20 protein-coding genes and 1 pseudogene are annotated in these 21,100 nt (G+C 69.6%); 12 read left to right on the top strand and 9 right to left on the bottom strand.

The window, feature by feature from the left end:
- The first annotated feature begins 19 nt into the window (after positions 1–19).
- From MKL20_RS02265 to MKL20_RS02255, 3 genes are all read left to right on the top strand, one after another.
- Positions 20–343, top strand: coding sequence for a hypothetical protein (locus tag MKL20_RS02265; RefSeq protein WP_244035309.1), 324 nt, complete (start codon positions 20–22; stop codon positions 341–343).
- A 308-nt stretch (positions 344–651) separates the two neighbouring features.
- Complete coding sequence (locus MKL20_RS02260) at positions 652–819, top strand: hypothetical protein (RefSeq protein ID WP_244035308.1); 168 nt, start codon at positions 652–654, stop codon at positions 817–819.
- 100 nt (positions 820–919) lie between these two features.
- A complete protein-coding gene (locus tag MKL20_RS02255; RefSeq protein ID WP_244035307.1) occupies positions 920–1,327 on the top strand; it encodes a DUF3597 domain-containing protein in 408 nt (135 codons plus the stop codon).
- Between the two features lie 40 nt (positions 1,328–1,367).
- On the opposite strand, the gene MKL20_RS02250 is transcribed toward MKL20_RS02255, so the two are convergent.
- Complete coding sequence (locus MKL20_RS02250) at positions 1,368–2,456, bottom strand: polyamine ABC transporter substrate-binding protein (RefSeq protein WP_244035306.1); 1,089 nt, start codon at positions 2,454–2,456, stop codon at positions 1,368–1,370.
- 98 nt (positions 2,457–2,554) lie between these two features.
- Positions 2,555–2,911 (bottom strand): RidA family protein, encoded by a 357-nt coding sequence (locus MKL20_RS02245; protein ID WP_244035305.1) that lies wholly within the window; start codon positions 2,909–2,911, stop codon positions 2,555–2,557.
- Between the two features lie 180 nt (positions 2,912–3,091).
- Between MKL20_RS02245 and MKL20_RS02240 the strand changes: the two genes are divergently transcribed.
- Positions 3,092–3,355: a GlsB/YeaQ/YmgE family stress response membrane protein gene (locus tag MKL20_RS02240; protein ID WP_243968846.1), complete on the top strand. Its 264-nt coding sequence runs from the start codon at positions 3,092–3,094 to the stop codon at positions 3,353–3,355.
- An 89-nt stretch (positions 3,356–3,444) separates the two neighbouring features.
- On the opposite strand, the gene MKL20_RS02235 is transcribed toward MKL20_RS02240, so the two are convergent.
- From MKL20_RS02235 to rpsO, 3 genes are all read right to left on the bottom strand, one after another.
- Positions 3,445–3,666, bottom strand: a complete 222-nt coding sequence (locus tag MKL20_RS02235; RefSeq protein WP_243945310.1) for a YgaP-like transmembrane domain — start codon at positions 3,664–3,666, stop codon at positions 3,445–3,447.
- 312 nt (positions 3,667–3,978) lie between these two features.
- Positions 3,979–6,201 carry a polyribonucleotide nucleotidyltransferase gene (pnp, locus tag MKL20_RS02230; RefSeq protein WP_244035304.1) on the bottom strand — a complete coding sequence of 741 codons (2,223 nt, stop codon included), beginning with the start codon at positions 6,199–6,201 and terminating at the stop codon, positions 3,979–3,981.
- 208 nt (positions 6,202–6,409) lie between these two features.
- Positions 6,410–6,679 (bottom strand): 30S ribosomal protein S15, encoded by a 270-nt coding sequence (gene rpsO / locus MKL20_RS02225; RefSeq protein ID WP_007560136.1) that lies wholly within the window; start codon positions 6,677–6,679, stop codon positions 6,410–6,412.
- A 261-nt stretch (positions 6,680–6,940) separates the two neighbouring features.
- Between rpsO and MKL20_RS02220 the strand changes: the two genes are divergently transcribed.
- The 5 genes from MKL20_RS02220 to MKL20_RS02200 all read left to right on the top strand — a co-directional run bounded on the left by MKL20_RS02220 (position 6,941) and on the right by MKL20_RS02200 (position 13,190).
- Positions 6,941–8,950 (top strand): hypothetical protein, encoded by a 2,010-nt coding sequence (locus MKL20_RS02220; RefSeq protein ID WP_244035303.1) that lies wholly within the window; start codon positions 6,941–6,943, stop codon positions 8,948–8,950.
- Positions 8,947–9,567 (top strand): hypothetical protein, encoded by a 621-nt coding sequence (locus tag MKL20_RS02215; protein ID WP_244035302.1) that lies wholly within the window; start codon positions 8,947–8,949, stop codon positions 9,565–9,567. The genes MKL20_RS02220 and MKL20_RS02215 overlap by 4 nt, the downstream gene beginning before the upstream one ends.
- Positions 9,568–9,844: 277 nt before the next feature.
- Entirely contained in the window at positions 9,845–10,252 is a 408-nt protein-coding gene (locus MKL20_RS02210) for a hypothetical protein (RefSeq protein WP_244035301.1), read from the top strand.
- Positions 10,180–11,715, top strand: a complete 1,536-nt coding sequence (locus tag MKL20_RS02205; protein ID WP_244035300.1) for a methyl-accepting chemotaxis protein — start codon at positions 10,180–10,182, stop codon at positions 11,713–11,715. The genes MKL20_RS02210 and MKL20_RS02205 overlap by 73 nt, the downstream gene beginning before the upstream one ends.
- 71 nt (positions 11,716–11,786) lie before the next feature.
- Positions 11,787–13,190 (top strand): amino acid permease, encoded by a 1,404-nt coding sequence (locus tag MKL20_RS02200; protein WP_244035299.1) that lies wholly within the window; start codon positions 11,787–11,789, stop codon positions 13,188–13,190.
- Here MKL20_RS02200 and MKL20_RS02195 read toward each other — a convergent pair.
- The 4 genes from MKL20_RS02195 to MKL20_RS02180 all read right to left on the bottom strand — a co-directional run bounded on the left by MKL20_RS02195 (position 13,174) and on the right by MKL20_RS02180 (position 16,706).
- Positions 13,174–13,584 (bottom strand): flagellar biosynthesis protein FlgC, encoded by a 411-nt coding sequence (locus MKL20_RS02195; RefSeq protein ID WP_244035298.1) that lies wholly within the window; start codon positions 13,582–13,584, stop codon positions 13,174–13,176. The genes MKL20_RS02200 and MKL20_RS02195 overlap by 17 nt on opposite strands.
- A 65-nt stretch (positions 13,585–13,649) precedes the next feature.
- Positions 13,650–14,510: a formyltransferase family protein gene (locus MKL20_RS02190; RefSeq protein WP_244035297.1), complete on the bottom strand. Its 861-nt coding sequence runs from the start codon at positions 14,508–14,510 to the stop codon at positions 13,650–13,652.
- Positions 14,510–15,277: an SDR family NAD(P)-dependent oxidoreductase gene (locus MKL20_RS02185; RefSeq protein ID WP_243968865.1), complete on the bottom strand. Its 768-nt coding sequence runs from the start codon at positions 15,275–15,277 to the stop codon at positions 14,510–14,512. The genes MKL20_RS02190 and MKL20_RS02185 overlap by 1 nt, the downstream gene beginning before the upstream one ends.
- Positions 15,278–15,398: 121 nt before the next feature.
- Positions 15,399–16,706 carry a capsule biosynthesis protein gene (locus MKL20_RS02180; RefSeq protein WP_244035296.1) on the bottom strand — a complete coding sequence of 436 codons (1,308 nt, stop codon included), beginning with the start codon at positions 16,704–16,706 and terminating at the stop codon, positions 15,399–15,401.
- Positions 16,707–17,054: 348 nt separating this feature from the next.
- Between MKL20_RS02180 and MKL20_RS02175 the strand changes: the two genes are divergently transcribed.
- The 3 genes and pseudogenes from MKL20_RS02175 to MKL20_RS02165 all read left to right on the top strand — a co-directional run.
- The gene (locus MKL20_RS02175) at positions 17,055–18,551 is read left to right on the top strand and encodes a capsular biosynthesis protein (RefSeq protein WP_244035295.1); all 1,497 of its coding nucleotides are present in this window, start codon (positions 17,055–17,057) and stop codon (positions 18,549–18,551) included.
- 209 nt (positions 18,552–18,760) lie between these two features.
- Positions 18,761–20,254 carry an LTA synthase family protein gene (locus MKL20_RS02170; RefSeq protein WP_244035294.1) on the top strand — a complete coding sequence of 498 codons (1,494 nt, stop codon included), beginning with the start codon at positions 18,761–18,763 and terminating at the stop codon, positions 20,252–20,254.
- A gap of 206 nt (positions 20,255–20,460) precedes the next feature.
- Positions 20,461–20,997 (top strand): annotated as a pseudogene (locus MKL20_RS02165) (polysaccharide biosynthesis/export family protein); the annotation flags it as partial.
- Positions 20,998–21,100 lie beyond the last annotated feature (103 nt).

The following is a 21,100-nucleotide window of genomic DNA, read 5'->3' as shown; positions in this document are numbered from 1 at the left end:
CGGATCGGAGGAGCGCGCGATGACCGAAACCCTGCCGGACGCCTTCGTGGCGACGCTGACCGAGCCTGAGCCGCCCGCGGCCTGGCCGGCGCCGCGCGCCGCCCTCTGGTGGCTCGCCAAGGACGCGACCGAGACCGCAGACGCGACCTGGGCGCGGGCGCATGCCCTGGTCCAGGACGCCTCCGGGCCCGACGCCGCCTGGGTGCACGCGCATCTCCACCGCATCGAGGGCGATGACGGCAATGCCCGCTACTGGTATGGCCGCGCCGGCCAGCCCGTGCCGCGCGGCACGCTCGCCGAGGAGCGGGCGGCCCTGATCGCCGCCCTGGCGAGCGCGGGCTGAACGCCGCGGCGTCCGGTCCGAACCTGTCCGTCCCGCGCGACCGGCCGTGACGGCAGGATCGTTTATTACGCAAACAGACTATGCCTCACGGATCGAAATTTAATATCTGCGCGACATGTCGGCCATACCTGGCGTGGCAGGATTGATTTTACATCGCGCCCGCAAATCGATATCGGGCATGATGCCCTCTTGATCGCCCGTGACAATTGAGAAGCCTGTGCGTTTCCCCCCGTCTACGTGGTCTTCGATATCCTGCAACGGCGAAATCTGAGTCAGGCTGGGCCCGTCGATTTCGGATCACAAGGAACGTGCTGGTTATCGTGATGAGCTTGAGCTGTTTAGTCTGCAGTGTGGGCCTGGCGGGTCTTTCGCTGCGCCACCCCACGCGCGCGGTCGCCCTCGAACGCTTGAGCGGGATCTGCCTGGTGCTCGGCCTGTCCCTGCTCGGGGTCGCCCTGCACGGCGCCCGCTTATAGTCTCAGGGCTGCGAAGACCGATTCTCGGAACGCCTGAGCCGACAACCGGTTGACAGCCCGCCCGGCGCGCAGGCCGGGCCTCGATTATCGGAGCGGACCTATGAGCCTCCTCGGCAGCATCGTCGGCAAGATCCTTCATCCGTTCGGCGGCGGTTCCGCGGACGCCGCACCCTCATCCACGTCGGGCTCCTCCAGCGGCTCGGCCGGTACGGGCACCGCGTCCGCCCCAGGGGGCGCCAGCGGCGGCGAGCCCGTCGACGTGGAGGCCGTGCTCACCGGCCTCGCGGAGAAGAACCCGCAGACGCTCGATTGGCGCCACTCCATCGTCGACCTGATGAAGCTGCTCGGCCTGGATTCGGGCCTGTCGGAGCGCAAGAAGCTCGCCGACGAGTTGCACTACACCGGTGACAAGGAGGACTCGGCCTCCATGAACATCTGGCTGCACAAGCAGGTGATGGTGAAGCTCGCCGAGAACGGCGGCAAGGTGCCGGAAGACCTCAAGAACTAAAGCCGCGCACGGCCCGGCGCCTGATCGCGCCGGGCCTTCCTCAGCGCCCGGTGCGGACCCGGGTCCAGAGGCGGGTGACGTAGCGCTGGGTGCGGTCGTCCCAGGCGGTGTTGATCGACAGGCGCTGCATCGTCGCCTCGTCCGGGTAGATGCCGGGATTGCTCAGGATCTCGGGCTTCACGAATTTCTTCGCCGCGAGGTTGCCGCTGGCATAGGCCACGAAGTTGGTGTTGGCCGCCGCCACCTCGGGTCGCAGCATGTAGTCGATGAAGGCCAGGGCCTCGGCCGGGTGGGCGGCATCCTTCGGAATCGCGAAGGTGTCGAACCACATCAGCGCGCCTTCCTTCGGGACCACGTAGGCGATCTCGATCCCGTTCTTCGCCTCTTCGGCCCGGCGCTTGGCTTGCAGCACATCGCCGGAATAGCCGACCGCCACGCAGATATCGCCGTTGGCCAGCGCCTGGATGTATTCCGAGGCGTGGAACTTCCGGACGCTGCCGCGGACCTTGAAGAGGGCGTCGGTCACCAGGGTCAGGTCGTCCCAGCGCTTGGAATCGGCCTTGGCGCCGAAGACCGGCAGCATGCTGGGAATCAGATCCTCGGGACTGTCGAGCATCATGATCCCGCAATCCTTGAGCTTGTTCGCGGAAGCCGGATTGAGGACGACGGTCCAGGAATTCAGCGCTGCGTTGGCGCCCAAACGCTCGCGGACGGCGGCGACGTTGTAGCCGATGCCGGTGGTGCCCCACATGTAATCGACCGCGAACGTATTGCCGGGGTCGTACACGGCCAGCCGATTGGAAATCTCCGGCCAGAGATTGCCGAGGTTCTTCAGCTTGGACTTGTCCAGGGGCAGGAACGCCCCGGCCCGGATCAGCCGCTGCAAATAGGGTCCCGACGGCACGACGATGTCGTAGCCCGACCGGCCAGCCAGCAGCTTGGTCTCCAGGATCTCGTTGTTGTCGTAGGTGTCGTAGACGACCTTGATGCCGGTCTCCCGGGTGAAGGCGTCGAGCACCTTCGGGTCGATGTAATCCGACCAGTTGTAGATGTTGACGACCCGCTCCTCCGCAGCGCGCACGGGCGCAGCCGGGGCGAGGATGAGGAGGGCGACGAGCAGCGCCGCCATCCGGGAACGAAAGCCACTTCTCGCGCGCGCGGCTGCCCGACGCCGGACCGGGACGAGGCGCCGGACCGATCGTTCGACCCGGCCCGTCCCGGCCCCGCTCACGCCTGCCTCGCGGCGACGACCACGATCTCGACCAGATATTGCGGATCGCACAGCCGCGCCTCGACGGTGGCGCGCGCCGGCGGGTGCTCCTGCGATACCCAGGCATCCCAGGCGGCGTTCATCTCGGTGAAATGGCCGATGTCGGCGAGGTAGATCGTCGCCGACAGGATGTGATCCTTGTCGCTTCCGGCGACCGCGAGCAGCCGGTCGATCTGCACCAGGATATTCTGGGTCTGGGCGGTGACCCCAGTGCCGACCGGATCGGACGCCACCTGGCCGGCGAGGTAGATGGTGTTGCCGTGGATGGCGCCCTGCGACATCCGCGTTCCCGGTTCGATCCGTTTGATGCTCATTCCAGTCCCCAGCCGGCGGAAGTCGGTATCTGCCGTGGCAGCGGTGCGGCCGTAAAGGGCTGCGCGCCGACGCGCCGCGGGAACCAGCGGAAAATTCTCCCCGGCGTGTGCAGTTGCGAGCAACCGTGGCCGGCCGCCGTGCGTTCATCCGGCATCGCTTGTCACGCCTTGGGGTTCGTCATGGGTATTCTCTGGACCATCGTCATCGGGTTCCTCGCCGGAATCATCGCCAAGTTCCTCATGCCCGGACCGAACGAGCCGTCGGGCTTCATCCTAACGACCATTCTCGGCATCGTCGGCGCCTTTGTGGCGACCTTCATCGGCCAGGCCGTCGGCTGGTACGGACCGAACCAGGGCGCGGGCTTCATCGGTGCCATCGTGGGCGCCGTCGTGGTGCTGTTCATCTACGGCTTCATCGCCGGACGCCGCAGCACGACGATCTGACCGGTTCCAGAGCGCTAGAACGCGAAGGGGCGCCCCGCGGGGCGCCCCTTTTTTGTGGTCTGTCTCAGTCCGTCGACCGGGCGAAGCCCTTAGAAGTGATCCGCCGCTGCCTTCACGGCACAGTGGCCCGTGGCGCCGCGCACGGCCAGACCGACGCCGACGACCAGCGCCAGCAGGCTGAGGATCTTGTTCGGCCGGGGCTGCGCGGCCGCAGCGGCGATCCCGAGGCCCAAAGCCACCGATACCGCCCGCTCGGTGGTGGTGAGGTTCGGCTGCCCGCTGAAGATGTCCTGGATCATATCGTTAGCCATGAAAGCTTTCCCGCTGTGAGGTCGCGGTGCGAACGCGGGCGCGGGGCGGGCGTTCCAACCGTCCCGCACGGTGGAGGCGTGCAGGCTGCGCAGGAGCCCGAGTGGCACCTGCTGCCGCGCGGGCACGACCGTCGACGCCACGGTAGAACGTCGCATCGAGCGCCTGAGCAGGATCTGCCGGACAGACACACTCCGAGGCTCCGGCTCCTGGGAATTGGGCTCGGCGCATGAAAAAAGGCGCGGCCCCCGGGGACCGCGCCTTTCATCTCAGGCCCGCGCCGGCCGAAGCCCGCGCGGGAAAGTCCCAAACAATCACTCGCCGGCGGAGTCGCGGCGGCGCTCGCCGCGGTGGCGGCCGCCATTGTCCTCGCGCCGGGGCTCGCCGTCCCGGTCGCTGCGGCTGGAATCGCGCTCGGCCTTCACCTTCTCGGTGATGTCCTCGCCGGTCTGCTGATCGACGACGCGCATGGACAGGCGGATCTTGCCGCGGTCGTCCTGACCGAGGAACTTCACCTTGACCTTGTCGCCTTCCTTGACGACGTCCGTCACCTTGGCGACCCGCTGGGCGGCGAGCTCCGAGATGTGGACGAGGCCGTCCTTGGCGCCGAAGAAGTTCACGAAGGCGCCGAACTCCATGCACTTCACGATCGTGCCGTCATAGATCATGCCGTTCTCGGGCTCGGCGACGATCGAGCGGATCCAGTTATAGGCCGCCTTGATCGCCTTGCCGTCGGCCGAGGCGATCTTAACGATGCCGGTATCCTCGATGTTGATCTTGGCGCCGGTCTTCTCGACGATCTCGCGGATTACCTTGCCGCCGGTGCCGATCACGTCCCGGATCTTGTCGGTCGGGATCTGCATCGTCTCGATGCGCGGCGCGTACTCGCCGAGCTCCGGCCGGGCGTCGGTGAGGGCCTTGGCCATCTCCTGAAGGATGTGGGCGCGCCCGTCCTTCGCCTGGTCGAGGGCGACCCGCATGATCTCCTCGGTGATGCCGGCGATCTTGATGTCCATCTGGAGCGAGGTCACGCCCTCGTCCGTGCCGGCCACCTTGAAGTCCATGTCGCCGAGGTGATCCTCGTCGCCCAGGATGTCGGACAGCACCGCGAAGCGCTCACCTTCGAGGATGAGGCCCATGGCGATGCCGGCCACCGGACGACGCAGGGGCACGCCGGCATCCATCAGCGACAGCGAGCCGCCGCAGACCGAGGCCATCGAGGACGAGCCGTTGGACTCGGTGATCTCGGACACGACGCGGATCGTGTACGGGAACTCGTGCGCCGGCGGCAGGACCGGCCGGATCGCGCGCCACGCCAGCTTGCCGTGGCCGATCTCGCGGCGGCCCGGGGAACCCATGCGGCCGGTCTCGCCCACCGAATAGGGAGGGAAGTTGTAGTGGAGCAGGAAGCGCTCCTTGTAGGTGCCGTCGAGCGAGTCGATGAACTGCTCGTCCTCGCCGGTGCCGAGCGTGGCGACCACGAGGGCCTGGGTCTCACCGCGGGTGAACAGCGACGAGCCGTGGGCGCGGGGCAGAACGCCGACCTCGGAGACGATCGGGCGGACCGTCTTCAGGTCGCGGCCGTCGATGCGCGAGCCGGTATCGAGTACGTTCCAGCGCACGACCTTGGACTGCGCCTCCTTGAAGGCGGCCTTGACCTTTTCGGCCGGGAACTTCTCCGCGCCCTCGGGGCACAGGGCGGCCAGCACCTTCGCCTTCACCGCGTCGACGGCGGCGTAGCGCTCCTGCTTGACCGTCTTGGTGTAGGCGGCGCGCAGCTCGGTCTCGCAGACCTCCAGCACGGCCTTCTCGACGTCCGCGTTCTCGGGGGCCTGGAAGTCGCGCGGCTCCTTGGCGGCCTTCTCGGCCAGACGGATGATCGCCTCGATGACCGGCTGGAAATGCTTGTGGCCGAACATCACGGCGCCGAGCATCACGTCCTCAGAGAGCTCCTTGGCCTCCGACTCGACCATCAGCACGGCGTCCTGGGTGCCGGCGACGACGAGGTCGAGGCTCGACTCCTCCTTGGTCTCGGTGACCAGCGGATTCAGCCGGTAGCCGCCGTTGATGTAGCCGACGCGGGCGGCGCCGATCGGGCCCATGAACGGCACGCCCGACAGGGTCAGGGCGGCGGAGGCCGCGACCATCGACACGATGTCCGGATCGTTTTCGAGATCGTGGGTCAGGACCGTGATGACGACCTGGGTGTCGTTGCGCCAGCCGTTGATGAACAGCGGGCGGATCGGGCGGTCGATCAGGCGAGAGACCAGAGTCTCCTTCTCGGAGGGACGGCCCTCGCGCTTGAAGTAGCCACCCGGGATGCGGCCGGCGGCGTAGGCGCGCTCCTGGTAGTTCACGGTGAGCGGGAGGAAGTCGATGCCGGGCTTCGGCTCCTTGGTGGCGACCACGGTGGCGAGCACCGAGGTCTCGCCGTAGGTGGCGAGCACCGCGCCATCAGCCTGACGGGCGACCTTGCCGGTCTCGAGGACGAGCTTGCGGTCGCCCCACATCAGCTCTTCGCGTTGAACGTCGAACATTCTTGTCTCTTCCTTGCCTTCGGCGGGCCCGGCCCAGCGCCGTCGGGGGCAAGACGGCGCGACACTTCATCCGGGGAAGTGTCGCGCGATCCTGCCCCGACGCTGGCGCCTCGAAGCGGCCCGTTTTTCGAGCGGCCGGACCCATTCCGGCAGCCCGAGATTGCAGAACGCGGCCCCGAGCCGGGCTCGGAACCGCGCGTGGTGCGCCTTAGCGGCGGATGCCGAGACGCTCGATGAGGGCGCGGTAGCGGGCCTCGTCCTTGCGCTTGACGTAGTCGAGCAGCGAACGGCGCTGCGAGACCATCTTCAGCAGGCCCCGGCGGGAATGGTTGTCCTTGCCGTGGGTCTTGAAGTGGCCAGTCAGGTTGGTGATCCGCTCGGTGAGGATCGCGACCTGGACCTCGGGGGACCCGGTGTCCTTGGCGTCCTTGCGGTGTTCCTTGATGAGCGCGGTCTTGCGCTCTGCCGTGATCGACATCGCATGCCTTTCGGGTTGTGCGGGTTCGGATGCGGCGCCCCGGAGGAGGGCGCGCGGACTCGGCGTTCGGCCAGTGCCGGGATGTCGTCCAGCACGGTCACAGCGCCAAGCGGCTCAAGCCCCGCCCGGTAACCCGGGCTGAGGCCGCGCGATCCATACACGAAACCGCCGGATACGCCAGCCCCGGGCCCCCAGGGCCGCGCCGAGGGAAGGGTTAACATCCGCGTGCTAGCCGGAGGGCGCACGAAGGTTGGCCCAGCGATGAACGCGAGTCTCACGGACGCGTACGGCGTCTTGGTGGCGACGCTGCTCGGCGTCCCCCTGGTCCTGCTGCCGGGCTATGCACTGGGCAGATTGACCGGGATTTTGGGATTTAGCACCCTCGCCCCCGGGGGCCGATTTCTCTGCTCTGCCCTATTGGGAATCGGCCTGCTGCCGGCCCTCGACAGCCTGCTGGTCCAGGCCGCGGGCGTTCCGGCCGCCGCCCTGGCGAACGGCGCGCTTGGGCTGGCGACGCTGGTGCCGGCGGCCCGCTGGCTTCGGGGCCGGATCGACCTGCCGGCCACGGGGCGCGGGCTGGCGCTCGCCGCGCTCTGGGTCGTCATCGTCGCCTACGCGCTGATCGACATCGACACCGGCACGGGCCTGTACCAGCCGGTGACCGTCATCGACCTCGTCAAGCACGCGAGCCTGACCCGCTCGATCGTCCAGGACGGCCTGCCCCCGGTCGATCCGTTCTTCGCCCGACCCGAACGGGCCGGCTACTACTACTTCTTCTACACGCTGTGCGCGCTCATCGACTGGGCCGGTGGGGCGCTGGTCGACGGACGTACCGCCTTCGCCGGGATGGCCTTCTGGACCGGGATCGGGCTGCTCGGCCTGCTGGACCGGCTGCTCGCCGTCACCGGGCTGGTGCGGGACGCCTCCCAGCGCCTTGTCCGCGGCGCGACGCTCCTGCTGCTGCCGGCGGGCGGGCTCGACATCCTGCTGGTCATCCGCAATCGCATCGAGACCGGGATCTGGATCCCGATACCGGAATGGCTGAACGAGCAGGTGCTGAACTGGCCGAGTTCCCTGGTCTGGGTTCCGCACCACGTCGCGGGCGCGCTGGCCGGCTGGCTGGGGCTGCTCACCCTCGCCGAGGCCGCGGACGGGACACGGCGCCCCCCGGGCGCCACGGTCGCAGTGGCAAGCATCGCGTTCGCGGCCTGCGCGGGCCTGTCGGTCTGGGTCTGCCTGGGCACGGTTGCGGCGGCCGGGACCTGGCTGGCGCTGCTGGCGATCGAGCGGCGCTGGCGCGATGCCGGCCGGCTCGTCGCGGCGGGGCTCGTCGCCACCCTCCTCGCCGCGCCCTACCTGTCCGGTCTCCTGTCGAGCCGGGGCGAGGCCGGGCAGGCCATCGTGTTTGCGGTCCGGAGCTTCGGTCCCCTTGAGGGTGCGGCGGACAGCCCGGTGTTGAGCCTGATCCGTGTGATCTTGCTGCCGATCAATTACTACCTGGCCTTCGGGGTCCTCGCCGCCGGCGCGTTCCTGTTCTGGCGCATCGTCCCCCGGAGCGAGGCCCATGCCCGCGAGGCGGGGCGGTTGCTCACGATCGTGGCGGCCTCCTCCCTGCTGATCGGCGGCTTCCTGCGCTCGGCGATCCTCTACAACGACCTGGGCTGGCGCGTGGTCCTGCTGGCGCAGGTCGCCACCCTGGCCTGGAGTGTGGCGGCCCTGACGCGGATTGCCGGGGCGCGGCTCCGGCTGCCCGGATTGATCGCCGCGCTGCTCCTGCTCGGCTACGTGACGACGCTCTACGGATTCGCCGGGATGCGGGCCTATCCCGCGTCCGGCCTCCCGAACTTCGCCTTCCTCAATGGCCGCCCCGACATCGATCGCGCCCTGCGGGCCGCTTACGCCTGGGCCGGGGAGCGGCTGCCCCGGGATCTGGTGTTGCAGGCGGCCCCCGGGGGGCCGCGGGTGTTCGATTTCGGTCTCTATGGATTTCAACCCGTCGCGGTGGCCGATCGGGAAGCGCGGCTGTTCGGAGCCTCGCAGGAGGCCGTCGCGGCGCGTCTCGCTCAGGTCGCGCCGATTTTTTCCGATGTGCTCACCACAGACGATGTCCACCACCGGGCCGCCGGAGCCGGTATCGGCGCATTGATTGTCACCGCGCAGGATGCCCCCTGGGCGAACCCGGAGTCCTGGGTCTGGCGCAGCCGGCCGCTCTACGCGTCGCCGCTCGTCCGGATCCTGTCCGTCAACGACCTGGATGGGGGACCGCGATGAAAGACGCCGTCCCCTCGCGTCCGCGACAGGCGCTGCGCTGGCTCACGGCCCAGGGTGCGCTGCATGCGGGCGCGCTTCTCATCAGCTCCGGCTGCTTCGTGCTGCTGTTTCAGACGGATCTCTGGTCCGGCGTCACGATCCTGTTCTATCGCGGCCTGATCCTGCTGGTCGTGGCCTTCCTGGTCAGCGTCGTGGCGACGGCGGCCCTGGCCGGGCTCGGCCGCGCCTGGGGGCTGCGCCGCCGCGATGCCCTCGGCGCCTGCGTGCTGTCGCTCGCCCTGAACCTCAGCGTCTTCGTGATCTTCCCGGTGACGGTCGATCGCTCGATCAGCGTGTTCCTGCTCGGGCAGATGGCGGCCCATCCCGAGGAGCGTTTCAGCGCCGAGCGGGCGCGGGCGGTGTTCGAATCGGTCTATCTCGGCGAGTTCCGCCAGATCGAGCGGCGTCTGGCGGAGCAGACCGCATCGGGCAACCTCGCTGCGGACGGGGACGGCTACGTCATCACCCCGCAGGGCCGTGCCTTCATCCGGTTGTCAGGACTCGTCGCCAAGGTCTTCCAGACCGATCCCCGAATGGTCGACGCCCGGTCCCCCGCCCTGAACGCACCGCCGCACTGAACACGCGGGCAGACGTCCGCTCCATTTCGGACCGGGCGACCCACGTGAGCCCATTCTGCCAACACATCCCGATCCGTCACGATCAGGAATAACCTGTCGCTCCAACTAGGCAAAGAGCGTCAACTGTGATCGAAGACGCGGATAGGAAAGTCTGCCATCGAATCTCGAAGCCACTCATCGAAACGCGATGACCGTTCCGGGCGCTTTCATAGAAACACTTTGTTTAGACTTAAGGCTCGAAACGTTGATCCGTCATCAGTGCCCGCGCGACCCTGCGGTGACGCCTGCCCACATCAGCAACGCCCGTCCCGAGCGCAACGCCAGCGTTGGGCAGGCGGCGGAGTGGGCGTTCGGAACGCTCGGCTGCCTGGTCGCCGTGCTGGTGCCGTTCGCCATCCTGGCGCTGCCCCAATCGGAGGTGGTGGCGGTCGTCGGACCGCCCGGCGGCGGCGCTGCCGAGTCCATCCGGATCATCGCGGAAGCAGGCGGGACCCTTCTGAACCGTGGCGGACCGGACAACGTCCTCCTGGCCCGCTCGGACCGGGAGGGATTCGCCGGCCGCCTCTACGCTGCGGGGGCCCGCCTCGTCCTCGACGGCCACCTGTCCGAGGGGTGCGGTCCGTCCGCCGCCTCAACGCCTTCGCCGAACGCCACCCCGGCAACGGCCTGGAACTCGCCGCAATGAGCCATCTCGATATCCTGCAGCGCCGCTTCGCCCGCTTCCTGATCCTGCTGCTCTGGGCCCATGTCCCGATCATCGGCGCCTATGAGGTCGTTCTAAGCGGGGGCTTGTCCGCACTCGGCCCGATCGCCGGGGCCATCTGCCTCGCCGGCATCGTGACCGCTCTGTGGCTGCGCGACCCGGTCAGCACGGCCACCCGCATCGTGAGCGGCGTGGCCTTCGTGGGCATGGCCGCGCTCCTGCTGGTCGTCTGTGCCGGTCGTCCCTGGCAGATCGACATGCACATGTACTTCTTCGCCTGTCTGGCGGTGTTGGCCGGATGGTGCGACTGGCGCGTGATCCTGGCGGCGGCGGCGACTACGGCTATCCATCACCTCGCTCTCAATCTCGCGATGCCAGCTCTTCTTTTCCCGGGCGGGGCGGCCGATCTGGGCCGGGTGCTGCTGCACGCCGCGATGGTGCTTGCCGAGACGGTCATCCTGATCGCGGTCTGCCGGACCGTGGAAGGGTCCTTCAAGTCCCTCGCAACCTCCGAGGTCGAGGCGCAGGCGCAGCTCGCCCGGGCCATGGAGCTGGAGGAAGAGGCGACCACGAACCGGTCCGCGCTCGAGACCGCGCGCAAGTCCGGGACCGAGCAGCTCGCCCGCGCCTTCGAGGATTCGATCGGCGGCATCCTCGACCACGTCGCCAAAGCGGCCGGTGCCGTCGAGGCGCGCGCGGCCGGCATGGCCTCGACGGCGGCCACGACCGCGGACCGGTCGATCGGGGTGGCCGCCACCGCCGGGGATGTCGCCGGCAAGGTCCAGGGTACCGCGGCAGCGGCCGAGGAGCTGGGTTCGTCGATCGGCGAGATCGGGCGGCAGGTCGACGTGTCGGCCGAGATGGCGCGCGAAGCCGCCACGCAGGCCGCCGCGGCGACGCCCCTCGTGACCGAGCTGCGCACGGCGGCCGAACGCATCGGCGACGTGGTAGCGCTGATCTCGAACATCGCCGGCCAGACCAACCTGCTGGCGCTGAACGCCACGATCGAGGCCGCCCGGGCCGGGGAGGCGGGCCGAGGGTTCGCGGTGGTCGCCGCCGAGGTCAAGGAACTCGCCGAGCAGACGGGGCGCGCCACGCAGGAGATCGCCGCACAGGTCAACCGCATCCAGACCTCCACCGGGCAGGCGGTCGCGGCCGTGGACGGCATCACCGTCCGGATCCGCGACATGAGCGGCGTCGCCACGGCGATCACCGCCGCGGTCGAGGAACAGCGTGCGGCCACGCAGGAGATCCTGAAAAACGTCTCGGCGGCCGCCACGGACACGAGCGACATCACCGCCACGCTCACGGATGTCACGGGCGACGTGCAGGTCACGGGGTCCGAAGCGGGGCACGTCCTCGCCTCGATCTCGGACCTCTCGAAGGACTTCGCGACCCTGCGTGCCGAGGTCGGCCGCTTCCTCGCCTCCGTGCGTGCGGCATAAGGTCCCGGCTCGGTTCTTGCTCTCCGGCTTCTTGTCCATCCAACCAGTCACTGAAGACCGTGAGCCTCGACATGTCTGACACCGCCGCCATCGCTCGGATTGAGAGCCCGGCGACCGGCGATCCCAGTCTCGCCCGGAGCCTCACCGCCCCGGGCCTCGTCGCCATCGGGCTCGGCGCCACGATCGGCGCGGGCATCTTCGTGCTGACCGGAACCGCCGCGGCCCAATATGCGGGTCCGGCGCTGAGCCTGTCCTTCGTGATCGGCGGCATCGCCTGCGGCTTCGTCGGCCTGTGCTACGCCGAACTGGCCGCCATGATCCCGGAAGCAGGCTCGACCTACACCTACACGCGGGCGTGCCTCGGCGTGCTGCCGGCCTGGATCATCGGCTGGGATCTCGTGCTCGAATTCGCCATGGCGGCGGCCACGGTGGCGGTGGGCTGGTCCGGCTACGCGCAGTCGCTTGCGGCGGATTTCGGCCTGGCGCTGCCGGCCGCGCTGGCCTCGGCACCGGGGGATGGCGGCCTGGTCAACCTGCCGGCGGCTGGGATCGTGCTGGTGCTGACTGCTCTCCTGACCCGCCGGACCCGGGAGGCCTCCCTGGTGAACGGGCTGCTGGTGGTCGCCAAGATCGCGATCATCCTGGCCTTCGTGGGCGTCGGCGCGGTCCACCTCCAGCCGGAGCTCTGGCACCCGTTCGTGCCGGAGAATGCCGGCTCGTTCGGCACCTACGGCTGGAGCGGCGTGTTCCGCGGGGCCGCGGTGGTGTTCTTCGCCTTCGTCGGCTTCGAGACCGTCGCGACCGCGGCGGGCGAGTGCCGGGCGCCCCAGCGCGACGCGCCGGTCGGGCTGATCGGCTCGCTCGCCATCAGCACGATCCTGTACGTGGCGGTGGCGGCGGTGCTCACCGGCCTGGTTCCCTATCAGGAACTGGACGTGGCCGACCCGATCGCCAAGGCGATCGACCGCCTCGCGATGCCCGGCCTTGCCATCGTGATCAAGATCGGCGCCCTGATCGGGCTGACCACCTCGGCGCTGACGGCGCTCTACGGGCAGGGCCGGATCTTCTTCGCCATGGCCCGGGACGGGCTGCTGCCGCCCCTGTTCTGCCGGGTCGATCCGAAGACCCGGGCGCCGGTGGCGAGCCAGGTGGTGATCGGGCTGTTCACCGCGGCGGTGGCCGGGCTGGTGCCGATCGATATCCTGGGTGAGCTCGTCAGCATCGGCACGCTCCTGGCGTTCAGCCTGGTCTGCGGCATCGTGCTGATCCTGCGCCGGACCCAGCCCGACCGGCCCCGGCCGTTCCGCGTGCCGGCGGCGACGCCAATGGCCGTGCTGGGCATCCTGTCGTGCCTGGTGCTGATGGCCTCGCTGCCGGCCGATACCTGGATCCGGCTCGCCATCTGGCTGGTCATCGGCCTGGCGATCTATGCCGGCTACGGCCGGCGCCACACCCGGCTCACCCGAGCAGGTTGAGCGTCGCCCGGCTCACCGCGTCGATCGAGGCCTCCGCGCTGAGATTCAGCTCGTAGTTCCGGATCACGCGCTGCAGGTCGGCCGATTCCAGCGCGACGTTGACGTTCGGCAGGCGGACATAGCCCTGCCGGTCGGCCGCCGCATTCGATGGGTCGTAGCGCCGGCGGAAATCGCTGCCGTCGCGCACGATGCGGCCGACCGGTTCGCGCGCTCTGTCGACATCGACCGGCTGGAACACGGCGATCTTCCGGGCATAGGGCGCCCCGCTCGGATCGGCCGGGGTGGAATCGGCGTTCGCGATGTTCTCGGAGATGGCCCGGATCTGCCCGTTCTGGATCCGGCGGCCATAGGCCAGCGCGTCGGTGGCCGCCTTGAGGGAGCTGGTATCCGGCATCGGGCGGGCTCGGTCGGCGCGGGGAAAGACTGAACGATCCTTTACGAAACAGCCTTAAGAGCCAGTTAAGCAGCGCGGCCGGACAGGCTGACCGCCTCGCGCAGGTCGCGCCCGTCGGTGAGCCGCAGGCCCCTGCGGCGCAGGGAGGCCAGCAGCGCCCGGTCCGGGAACGGGCAATAGGGCAGGACCTCCGTGGTCCGGCCTTCGGGCAGGCGGTCCGCGCGGGCGATCGCGTCGAGCAGTTGGTCGAGCATGCCGCGCCCATGGGCGTGGAGCGCCACGGCCGCCCGGGTGGCGGTGGCGGCGGCGGGGAGGGGCACAGCCTCCTGGGCCAGGATCGCCCCGGTATCGATCGTGGCGGCCAGCCGGTGCAGGGTCATGCCGAAGGCGCCGGGCCCGTCGGCCAGCGCATGGATCGTCGGGACCGGGCCGCGGTGGCGCGGCAGCAGCCCGGGATGACCATTGATGCCGCCCAGCCGCGCCAGATCGATGGTCTCGGCCTTCAGGATCTGGTCGAAATGATAGGTCAGGATCAGGTCCGGGGCCGCCTCGCGCAGCGCCTGAGCGACCTCAGGCCCGTTCACGTCGTCGACCGTCAGGGTCGGGATGCCGAGGCGCCGGCACAGGGTCTTGAGCGGAGTCGATTCCGGCGCATCGCCGCTGCCGGAGACCGCCTGGGTCAGGGGCGCCAGCGGGCGCAGCAGGTCCGGTAGCCCGAAATTCACCGCGAGGTAGGGCAGGATCCCGGCGCCGGAGCGGGCGAGATGGCGCCGGACCTGCCCGGTCAGCCCCCCGCTCGACGGCCGCTCCGCGTTCGAGAGCCCGACCAAGGCGATGTCGGCCCTGTGATCGGCCACGAACCGGCGCACCACCCGCGCGTTCGGCAGCGCCTCCAGGACGAACAGGGCGATCCGGGCGCGGGCCATCAGCGGCGCGGCCGTCGCTGGAACCGGAAGGCGTAAAGGCCGGCTCGGCGGATGCTCTCGGGCAGGAGCAGCACGGTCCGCGCCAGGGCCGCCAGCACGAACGGGAAGGCGATCACGTCGCGGTCCTTCGCGACGCCCTTGGCGATGTGCAGGGCCGCCTCGTCGGCGCTCATCTCCAGGGGCCGCCAACCCTTGAGCTCGCCGCCCATCGGGGTCTTCACGTAGCCCGGCGCCACGACGTTGACCTTCACGCCGCGCGGCCCGACCTTCTGGCGCAGGGCGAGCCCGTGGGCGACCAGGGCAGCCTTGGCGCCGCTATAGGCCGGGGCATCCTGCAGCGGCGCGTAGGCCGCGAGCGAGGACACCAGCACGATCTGCCCGCGCCCGCGCTGGAGCATCAGCGTCAGCGTCGGCAGCACGATGTTGAGCGAGCCCGTGTAGTTGATGTCTGCGGTCTCGAACGCCGTCTCCTCTGACTCGACCTCGCCCTTCTGGTTGCCGCCGTTCACCGCGGCATTGGCGATGACGAGGTCCAGCGGCTGGGCCGCGTCGGATTTGTGGATCAGGTCGATCGCGGCGGCCCGGTCCCGGGTGTCGAGGCGCACGGGCTCGACGGTCGCGCCGCTGGCCCGGCAATCCCGGGCCACGGCTTCCAGGCGGTCGACATTGCGTCCGATGAGGATGAGGCTCACGTCGGCACGCGCGTAATGGCGTGCGAGCGCAGCGCCGATACCGCTCGACGCGCCAGTGATCAGAATGCGGGGCATGGTGCGGGTGCTACGCCGCGGAGCCCGGACAAATCAAGGCCGGGAAAGGCTCACCGGCGACTTAAAGGCTCGCCAGGACCCGGAAACTGTCAGGAAGAACCGACTGTTTTCCCGTCACGCTTCAATAGACAGGCGCGAGCTGTCCGTCGCTCTCGCCGCCCTCGCGGATCACCCGGGCCGCGGCCAGCATCGAATCGGGCAGGGCGGATTCCATCCGCGGCACCGAGCCGGCCACGGCCCGCTCGATCGCGCCCTTGGAGAAGAAGCCGCCGTTGACCTGGGTCTTGTGCAGCACGACCCGGCGGAAATCGGCCATCAGGCCCATGTCGGGCGCGGTCGGGTTCGTCCAGAAGCCGTCGAGGTCGCCCTGATGGGTCAGGCCGGCCATATTGTAGATCGCGGTGCCGACCGCGTGAGTCGGGCGTCCCATCTCCAGGGACAGCATGCCCACCGTCGAGTTGACGATCACGACGCCGCGGGCGCCCTTGATCAGGGCCGGCAGGTCGCCGCCGTCGATGAAGTCGAGCCGGTCGCTGACGCCGTGGCGCCGGGCCGAGGCACGGGCGAATTTCCGCCAGTTGATCAGGCCGCTGTCCAGGGGATGCAGCTTCACCAGGAGGCGCGTCGGGGCCGAGGACGCGTCCGCGAAGGACTTGATCACCCGGTCCATGAAGCCCTCGACGCCGAGGAACGGCGAGTGGACCCGGATCTGGTAGTCGCTGTCGAGCTGGAGCGGCAGCAGGAAGTAATCGCAGCCGACCGCGCGGTAGATCTCGTCACAGCGCGCCGCCTCGCGGCGGGTATGGGCGCGGCGGCTGAACTTCTTGATCCAGCCCGCATATTCGGCCGCGATATGGGTCGGCCGGTGGCTGCGGAAATGCGGGAAGAGATAGGGAAACGCGATGTTGGCAACGTTGTAGCCGACGTCCCAGACGCTGCGCCGGGCCATGTCGCCCGTGGAGGGCATCGCCCGTCCGGGCTGGGGCAGGCGCCGCGCCAAGGCGCGGACCTCGGCGGCCGTGCGCGGCAGGGACGAGAAGCCGTTCACCCCGCCGAGCTCGCAGGTGATCCAGTTCGGACGGATATAGCCTTCCTCGAACACGTGAACCCGCAGGCCGCGGACTTCCGCGATCATCCGGGCTGCCCGGTGGAACGGCCGGCAATCGCCGAACAGCACGATGTCGGTGACGGCCTCACGGTCGAGATACGATTCGAGATACGTGCCCCAGGCCTCGCGGCGGCCGCGGTAATTGTCCGCGTTGCCGTTCCAGAACAGCCAGTCGCCGGGGCAGAGGTTGATGCGGCGGACTTCGTGTCCCCGGGCGCGCAGCGCCTTGCCGAGATCGGAAAAGAACGGAGAGGCGATGCCCTGCAGGAACAGAAAGGTCGCAGGGCGGTCGCGGAGGGCGTCGGGGGCGGTCTTTTGCATTCCGCGGCGCTTCTATCCTTGACCCTCGGCCGGACGGATCCGGACCGGAAAGAGTGACCAGAGTTGGCACGCAGCAACACGGCCCGGCAATCCGAGGCCGCGTCGCGGGGTGGCGTTTCCGCTCCGGCGTGGCCCGTCTGCAACGGTCGCACGTTTGCGGCCACCACGCGGATTGAAGGGGCAATCACGGCGACGATATGTCCAAATCCTTTCCAAGCCGTGACGCTTGCGTGATCGGCCACGGTTGTCCCCGCGATCCCGGTGATTCCGCGCCGGCCATCCCACCGCGGCGAAAATGCGCTACAGGCGGCCCGAACGAGTCAGCAGACCGGAGCCGGGCGCCCCATCATGTCCCTTGAACCGACCCCGTCGCTCTACGCGACCGGCCGGACGATCCGCCGCCTGCGGGCGGAGATCGAGGCCGCGACGGGCTTCGCCTTCGACCGGGTTCGGCCCGGCGCGGTCGGCACCGTCTGGGGGGCGGGAAGCCTGCCTGCGCGCCTGCTCGCGCTGACCGGGCGCCGCCGGCTCGTGGTCACACCAGGTCCGCTGCTCAGCCCGTACGACACACCGGAGACCGGGTTCGCATCCCTGCGGCTCAGCCTCGACGGCAAGCCGCTCGGCGGGGAGGGCGGGATCCATTACCTCGATCCCTGGACCCGTCAGCTGATCGACCGCGAAGCCTGCGCGGAACACATCGCCTGGCTCGCCGCGCGCTTCGCCGAGAACGACCGGCGCGTCGTCTATGTCGGCATGTCGCGCTGGAAGCGGCCGGCCCTCGACGTGCTCGGCACCGGTCCCGCCGGGCGCCCGGTCCACACCATGACGGCCGAGGCCGCGGTCGAAGCCGGCCAGCGTCATCACGGCCGGATCCTCGCCTGGGCGACCCGTGCCCCGGGCAAGCTGGAAGACGCCTGCGCCCAGGCCGGCCTGCCGCTCGCCCGGGTGGAGGACGGTTTCCTGCGCTCGGTCGGCCTCGGCGCGAGCCTGCAGCCCGGCGCCTCCATCGTGGTCGACGACCTCGGCATCTACTACGACCCGCGCCGGGAGAGCCGCCTGCAGCGGCTGCTGGCCGAGTCGGATTTCGCGCCCGAGCTGGTGAGCCGGGCCAAGCGTCTGCGCGAGGAGGTCGTCGCGCGCCGCCTCAGCAAGTACAATGTCGGCCTCGACGCCGCCGCCCTCGACTGGCCGACCGGCCGGCGGATCGTGCTGGTGCCCGGGCAGGTCGAGGACGACGCCTCGGTGCAGCACGGCTCGCCGCTGGTCCGCTCGAACCGGGCGCTGCTGGAAGCCGCGCGGCGGCGCAACCCCGACGCCTTCCTGCTCTACAAGCCCCATCCCGATGTCGAGGCGGGGTTCCGCCCCGGTATCATCCCGGAGGCCGAAGCGCTCACCCTCGCCGACCGGATCGTGGGGGGAATCAGCATCGTCGACCTGCTCGACCGGGTGCACCACGTCGAGACCATGACCTCGCTCGCGGGCTTCGAGGCGCTGATCCGCGGGCTCAGCGTGGCGACCCATGGCCGCCCGTTCTACTCGGGCTGGGGCCTGTCGGAGGATCTGGCGCCAGGGGCCGACCGCGGCCGCAGCCTCACCCTGGACGAGTTGGTCGCCGGGGCGATGATCCTCTATGCGCGCTACCTCGATCCCGTAGCGATGAAGCCGTGCAGCCCCGAGCAGCTCCTCGACCGGCTCAGCGCCGCCCGGGAGGCGGCCCCGCGCAGCGCGCTCTCGATCGGCCGCACCGCCCATCTCGTCATGCGGGCGCGCTACGGCCTGTTCAATCCGATCGTGCGGGCGCTCCGCAGCCGCCGCGGCGTCGGCCGCGAGACGGGGCCGCGCTAGGCGGGGGCATCCATGGCACCCGCTGTCCCGGTTTCTTTTTACGATCCCAAGAGGATAGAGCGGATTCCTATCGCGGCGGACGAAATCTCGGTTCCGAGGCATCCGCATCCGGAAACGCCCCGAAGCCCCTGTTTCACCATGTTTTTCCCTGCCGGGTCGCATCCCGTACCATCCGCTGGCGCGCTCGCCCCTCTTCGAGTTCCTGAACCGTGACCACGTTCCTCATTGCCGCCGCCCTCGCGCTCGCCCTCTGCCTCGCCCTCGAGGTGTTCGTCGGCGATTCGATCGGCCCGGCGCGCCTGGCGCCGCGCGATCTTGCCCTGCGGCTGCTCGGCTACCTGCTGATCCTGCTGTTCTGGTTCGTCTTCTCGTGGCGCCCCTGGCTCGCCGGGCTGACCTGCGTCGTCTCGGTCGCGGCGCTGATCTATGTCAGCCGGGCCAAGCGCTCGGTGATCGGCGAGCCGCTGCTGTTCAGCGATTTCGTCCTGCTGCCGCAGGTGCCGCGCCATCCGCAGCTCTACTACATCCCGCCGCTCTGGGATCCGCGCATCTCGGTTCCGGTGGTCCTGACCCTGATCGCGACGGTGATCTGGTACCGGACCGAGCCGAGCGTCCTGCCGGATGCGCCGATCCCACGCATCGCCGCCCTCGTCGGCCTGCCCCTGGCCCTATGGCTCTTGGTCCGTGCAGCGTCCCGGCCGCCGCTGGCGGGGCTGATCGCGCGCTGGTTCCCCGAGCCCGACCTGGAGGCGGATGTAGCTCGGGTCGGCCTGCCGGCGAGCCTGCTCGGCTACACGGCCCGGGCGCTGGCGGGCAGCGCGCCGGTTCCGGAGGTGCCGACCCTACCGCCCGGCCCGGGCGACGACGTGGTTGTGGTGATCCAGCTCGAATCGTTCATCGACCCGGAGCGCCTCGGCGGTCCGACGCTGCCGGCGATGGAGCTGTTCCACACACACGCCGCGCAATACGGCCGCCTACGGGTCCCGGCCCACGGCGCCTACACGATGCGCAGCGAGCACGCCGTGCTCACCGGCCGGCCCTCCGACAGCCTCGGCTTCGGCCGGTACGATCCCTACACCTCCCGCAGCGGCGACGAGCCGACCAGCCTCGCCCGGTTGGCCGGCAGCAGGGGCTACGAGACCCTGTTCCTGCACCCGTTCCACAGGGACTTTTTTCGCCGGGCCCAGGTGATGCAGGCCTTCGGCTTCACCGACCTGGTGATGGGCGAGGCGTTCGAGGCTGCGCCCCGGGTCGGCCCCTATGTCGGGGACGTGGCACTCGGCGAGCGCCTGCTGGAGGAGGTCCGGGGGCGGCGCACGCCGCTGTTCCTGTTCTGCGTGACCATGGAGAATCACGGGCCCTGGAAGCCCGGGCGACTGCCCGGGATCGACGATCCGGAGGCGCAATACCTTCATCACGTCGTCAATACCGGCCGGATGATCGAGACCCTCGTGGCGGGACTCGAGACCGTCGCCCGGGACCGGGGCCAGTCCATCACGCTCTGCGTGTTCGGCGACCACGCGCCCTCGCTGCCGACCTGCAAGCCGGGCTTCGGCGGCCAGGCGACCGATTACGCGCTGTTCCGGTTCGGCGGCACGCCGGTCCCACCGCGCCGCCTGGACATCACCGCCGACGCCCTGGGGCGGGATCTGCGCGCGACCCTGGCCCGCACCCTTGCGGAGGCACCGGCAAGGGCGCGATAAGGCTAAGCTTGATCGGTTCGAGCTTGGCCGTGCCACGCTGGTGTCGCATTGCCGGCGGATAGCGAAGGCTGTCCCAGAAGCGGGTTCCGCGCGGTACCCGCCCGTTCGACGCGGCCGTTAAAGCGATCGCAGCGTTTGGCGGTCACCATGGATGTCCCGGCCCGAGCCAGCGATGGCGCGGAGGCCGGCGAGGAGAAGTCTCTGTGATGCTGCGTAAGACGGCGCTCACCGCGCTGATGGCCGCCCTCGCGGCGGGGTCCATCGGCGGCTGCACCTACCTGCCCGCGGCGGGGCCGACGGCGAGCGCGATCGAGGCGGGCGCGGAAGTCGCGACCGCAGACGGCGGCACGCTCGCCCGCTACGAGATCATCGACGTCACCCCCTCCGTGATCGAGGCCCTGCGCGGACGCCCGCTGGATAGCCTGCTCGCCTCCTTCGGCGACCACCGCCCCTCCACCGAGCCGGTCATCGGCGTCGGCGACATGGTCTCGGTCTCGGTCTGGGAGGCCGGATCCGGCGGCCTGTTCTCCGGACCGCTGGTCGCCGACCGGTTCTCCGCCGGGTCCAAATCCGCCCTCATCCCCGAGCAGCCGGTCGGCCGCGACGGCGCGATCTCGGTGCCCTATGCCGCGCGCATCAAGGTCGCCGGCCGCCGGCCCCATGACGTCCATGCCCTGATCCAGAACGAACTCGTCGGTAAGGGCATCCAGCCCCAGGCGCTGGTCTCGCTCACCCGGCCGATGCCCTAGGCTGCCCCGCCTCCCGGCAAGAGCGCCGCCCGTTCCCTGTCTCCGCGTTCGGGCGTCTGCAACGACACCCTCCTACTCATGCGGGCCACCCGCGCAC

Source organism: Methylobacterium sp. E-066 (assembly GCF_022829635.1).
In the GTDB taxonomy this organism is placed as follows: Bacteria; Pseudomonadota; Alphaproteobacteria; order Rhizobiales; family Beijerinckiaceae; genus Methylobacterium.
Note: the sequence above shows the minus strand (reverse complement) of the source record. Positions and strands in the feature narration are given on the sequence as shown.

Excerpts from the sequence above, each read along its gene's own strand:
- MKL20_RS02250 (WP_244035306.1), bottom strand. The coding sequence starts at position 2,456 with ATGGCGGCGCTGCTCGTCGCCCTCCTCATCCTCGCCCCGGCTGCGCCC.
- MKL20_RS02245 (WP_244035305.1), bottom strand. The coding sequence starts at position 2,911 with ATGAGCATCAAACGGATCGAACCGGGAACGCGGATGTCGCAGGGCGCC.
- MKL20_RS02195 (WP_244035298.1), bottom strand. The coding sequence starts at position 13,584 with ATGCCGGATACCAGCTCCCTCAAGGCGGCCACCGACGCGCTGGCCTAT.
- MKL20_RS02255 (WP_244035307.1), top strand. The coding sequence starts at position 920 with ATGAGCCTCCTCGGCAGCATCGTCGGCAAGATCCTTCATCCGTTCGGC.
- MKL20_RS02200 (WP_244035299.1), top strand. The coding sequence starts at position 11,787 with ATGTCTGACACCGCCGCCATCGCTCGGATTGAGAGCCCGGCGACCGGC.
- MKL20_RS02175 (WP_244035295.1), top strand. The coding sequence starts at position 17,055 with ATGTCCCTTGAACCGACCCCGTCGCTCTACGCGACCGGCCGGACGATC.
- rpsO (WP_007560136.1), bottom strand. The coding sequence starts at position 6,679 with ATGTCGATCACGGCAGAGCGCAAGACCGCGCTCATCAAGGAACACCGC.
- MKL20_RS02180 (WP_244035296.1), bottom strand. The coding sequence starts at position 16,706 with ATGCAAAAGACCGCCCCCGACGCCCTCCGCGACCGCCCTGCGACCTTT.
- MKL20_RS02265 (WP_244035309.1), top strand. The coding sequence starts at position 20 with ATGACCGAAACCCTGCCGGACGCCTTCGTGGCGACGCTGACCGAGCCT.
- MKL20_RS02220 (WP_244035303.1), top strand. The coding sequence starts at position 6,941 with ATGAACGCGAGTCTCACGGACGCGTACGGCGTCTTGGTGGCGACGCTG.
- MKL20_RS02190 (WP_244035297.1), bottom strand. The coding sequence starts at position 14,510 with ATGGCCCGCGCCCGGATCGCCCTGTTCGTCCTGGAGGCGCTGCCGAAC.
- pnp (WP_244035304.1), bottom strand. The coding sequence starts at position 6,201 with ATGTTCGACGTTCAACGCGAAGAGCTGATGTGGGGCGACCGCAAGCTC.
- MKL20_RS02235 (WP_243945310.1), bottom strand. The coding sequence starts at position 3,666 with ATGGCTAACGATATGATCCAGGACATCTTCAGCGGGCAGCCGAACCTC.
- MKL20_RS02185 (WP_243968865.1), bottom strand. The coding sequence starts at position 15,277 with ATGCCCCGCATTCTGATCACTGGCGCGTCGAGCGGTATCGGCGCTGCG.
- MKL20_RS02215 (WP_244035302.1), top strand. The coding sequence starts at position 8,947 with ATGAAAGACGCCGTCCCCTCGCGTCCGCGACAGGCGCTGCGCTGGCTC.
- MKL20_RS02240 (WP_243968846.1), top strand. The coding sequence starts at position 3,092 with ATGGGTATTCTCTGGACCATCGTCATCGGGTTCCTCGCCGGAATCATC.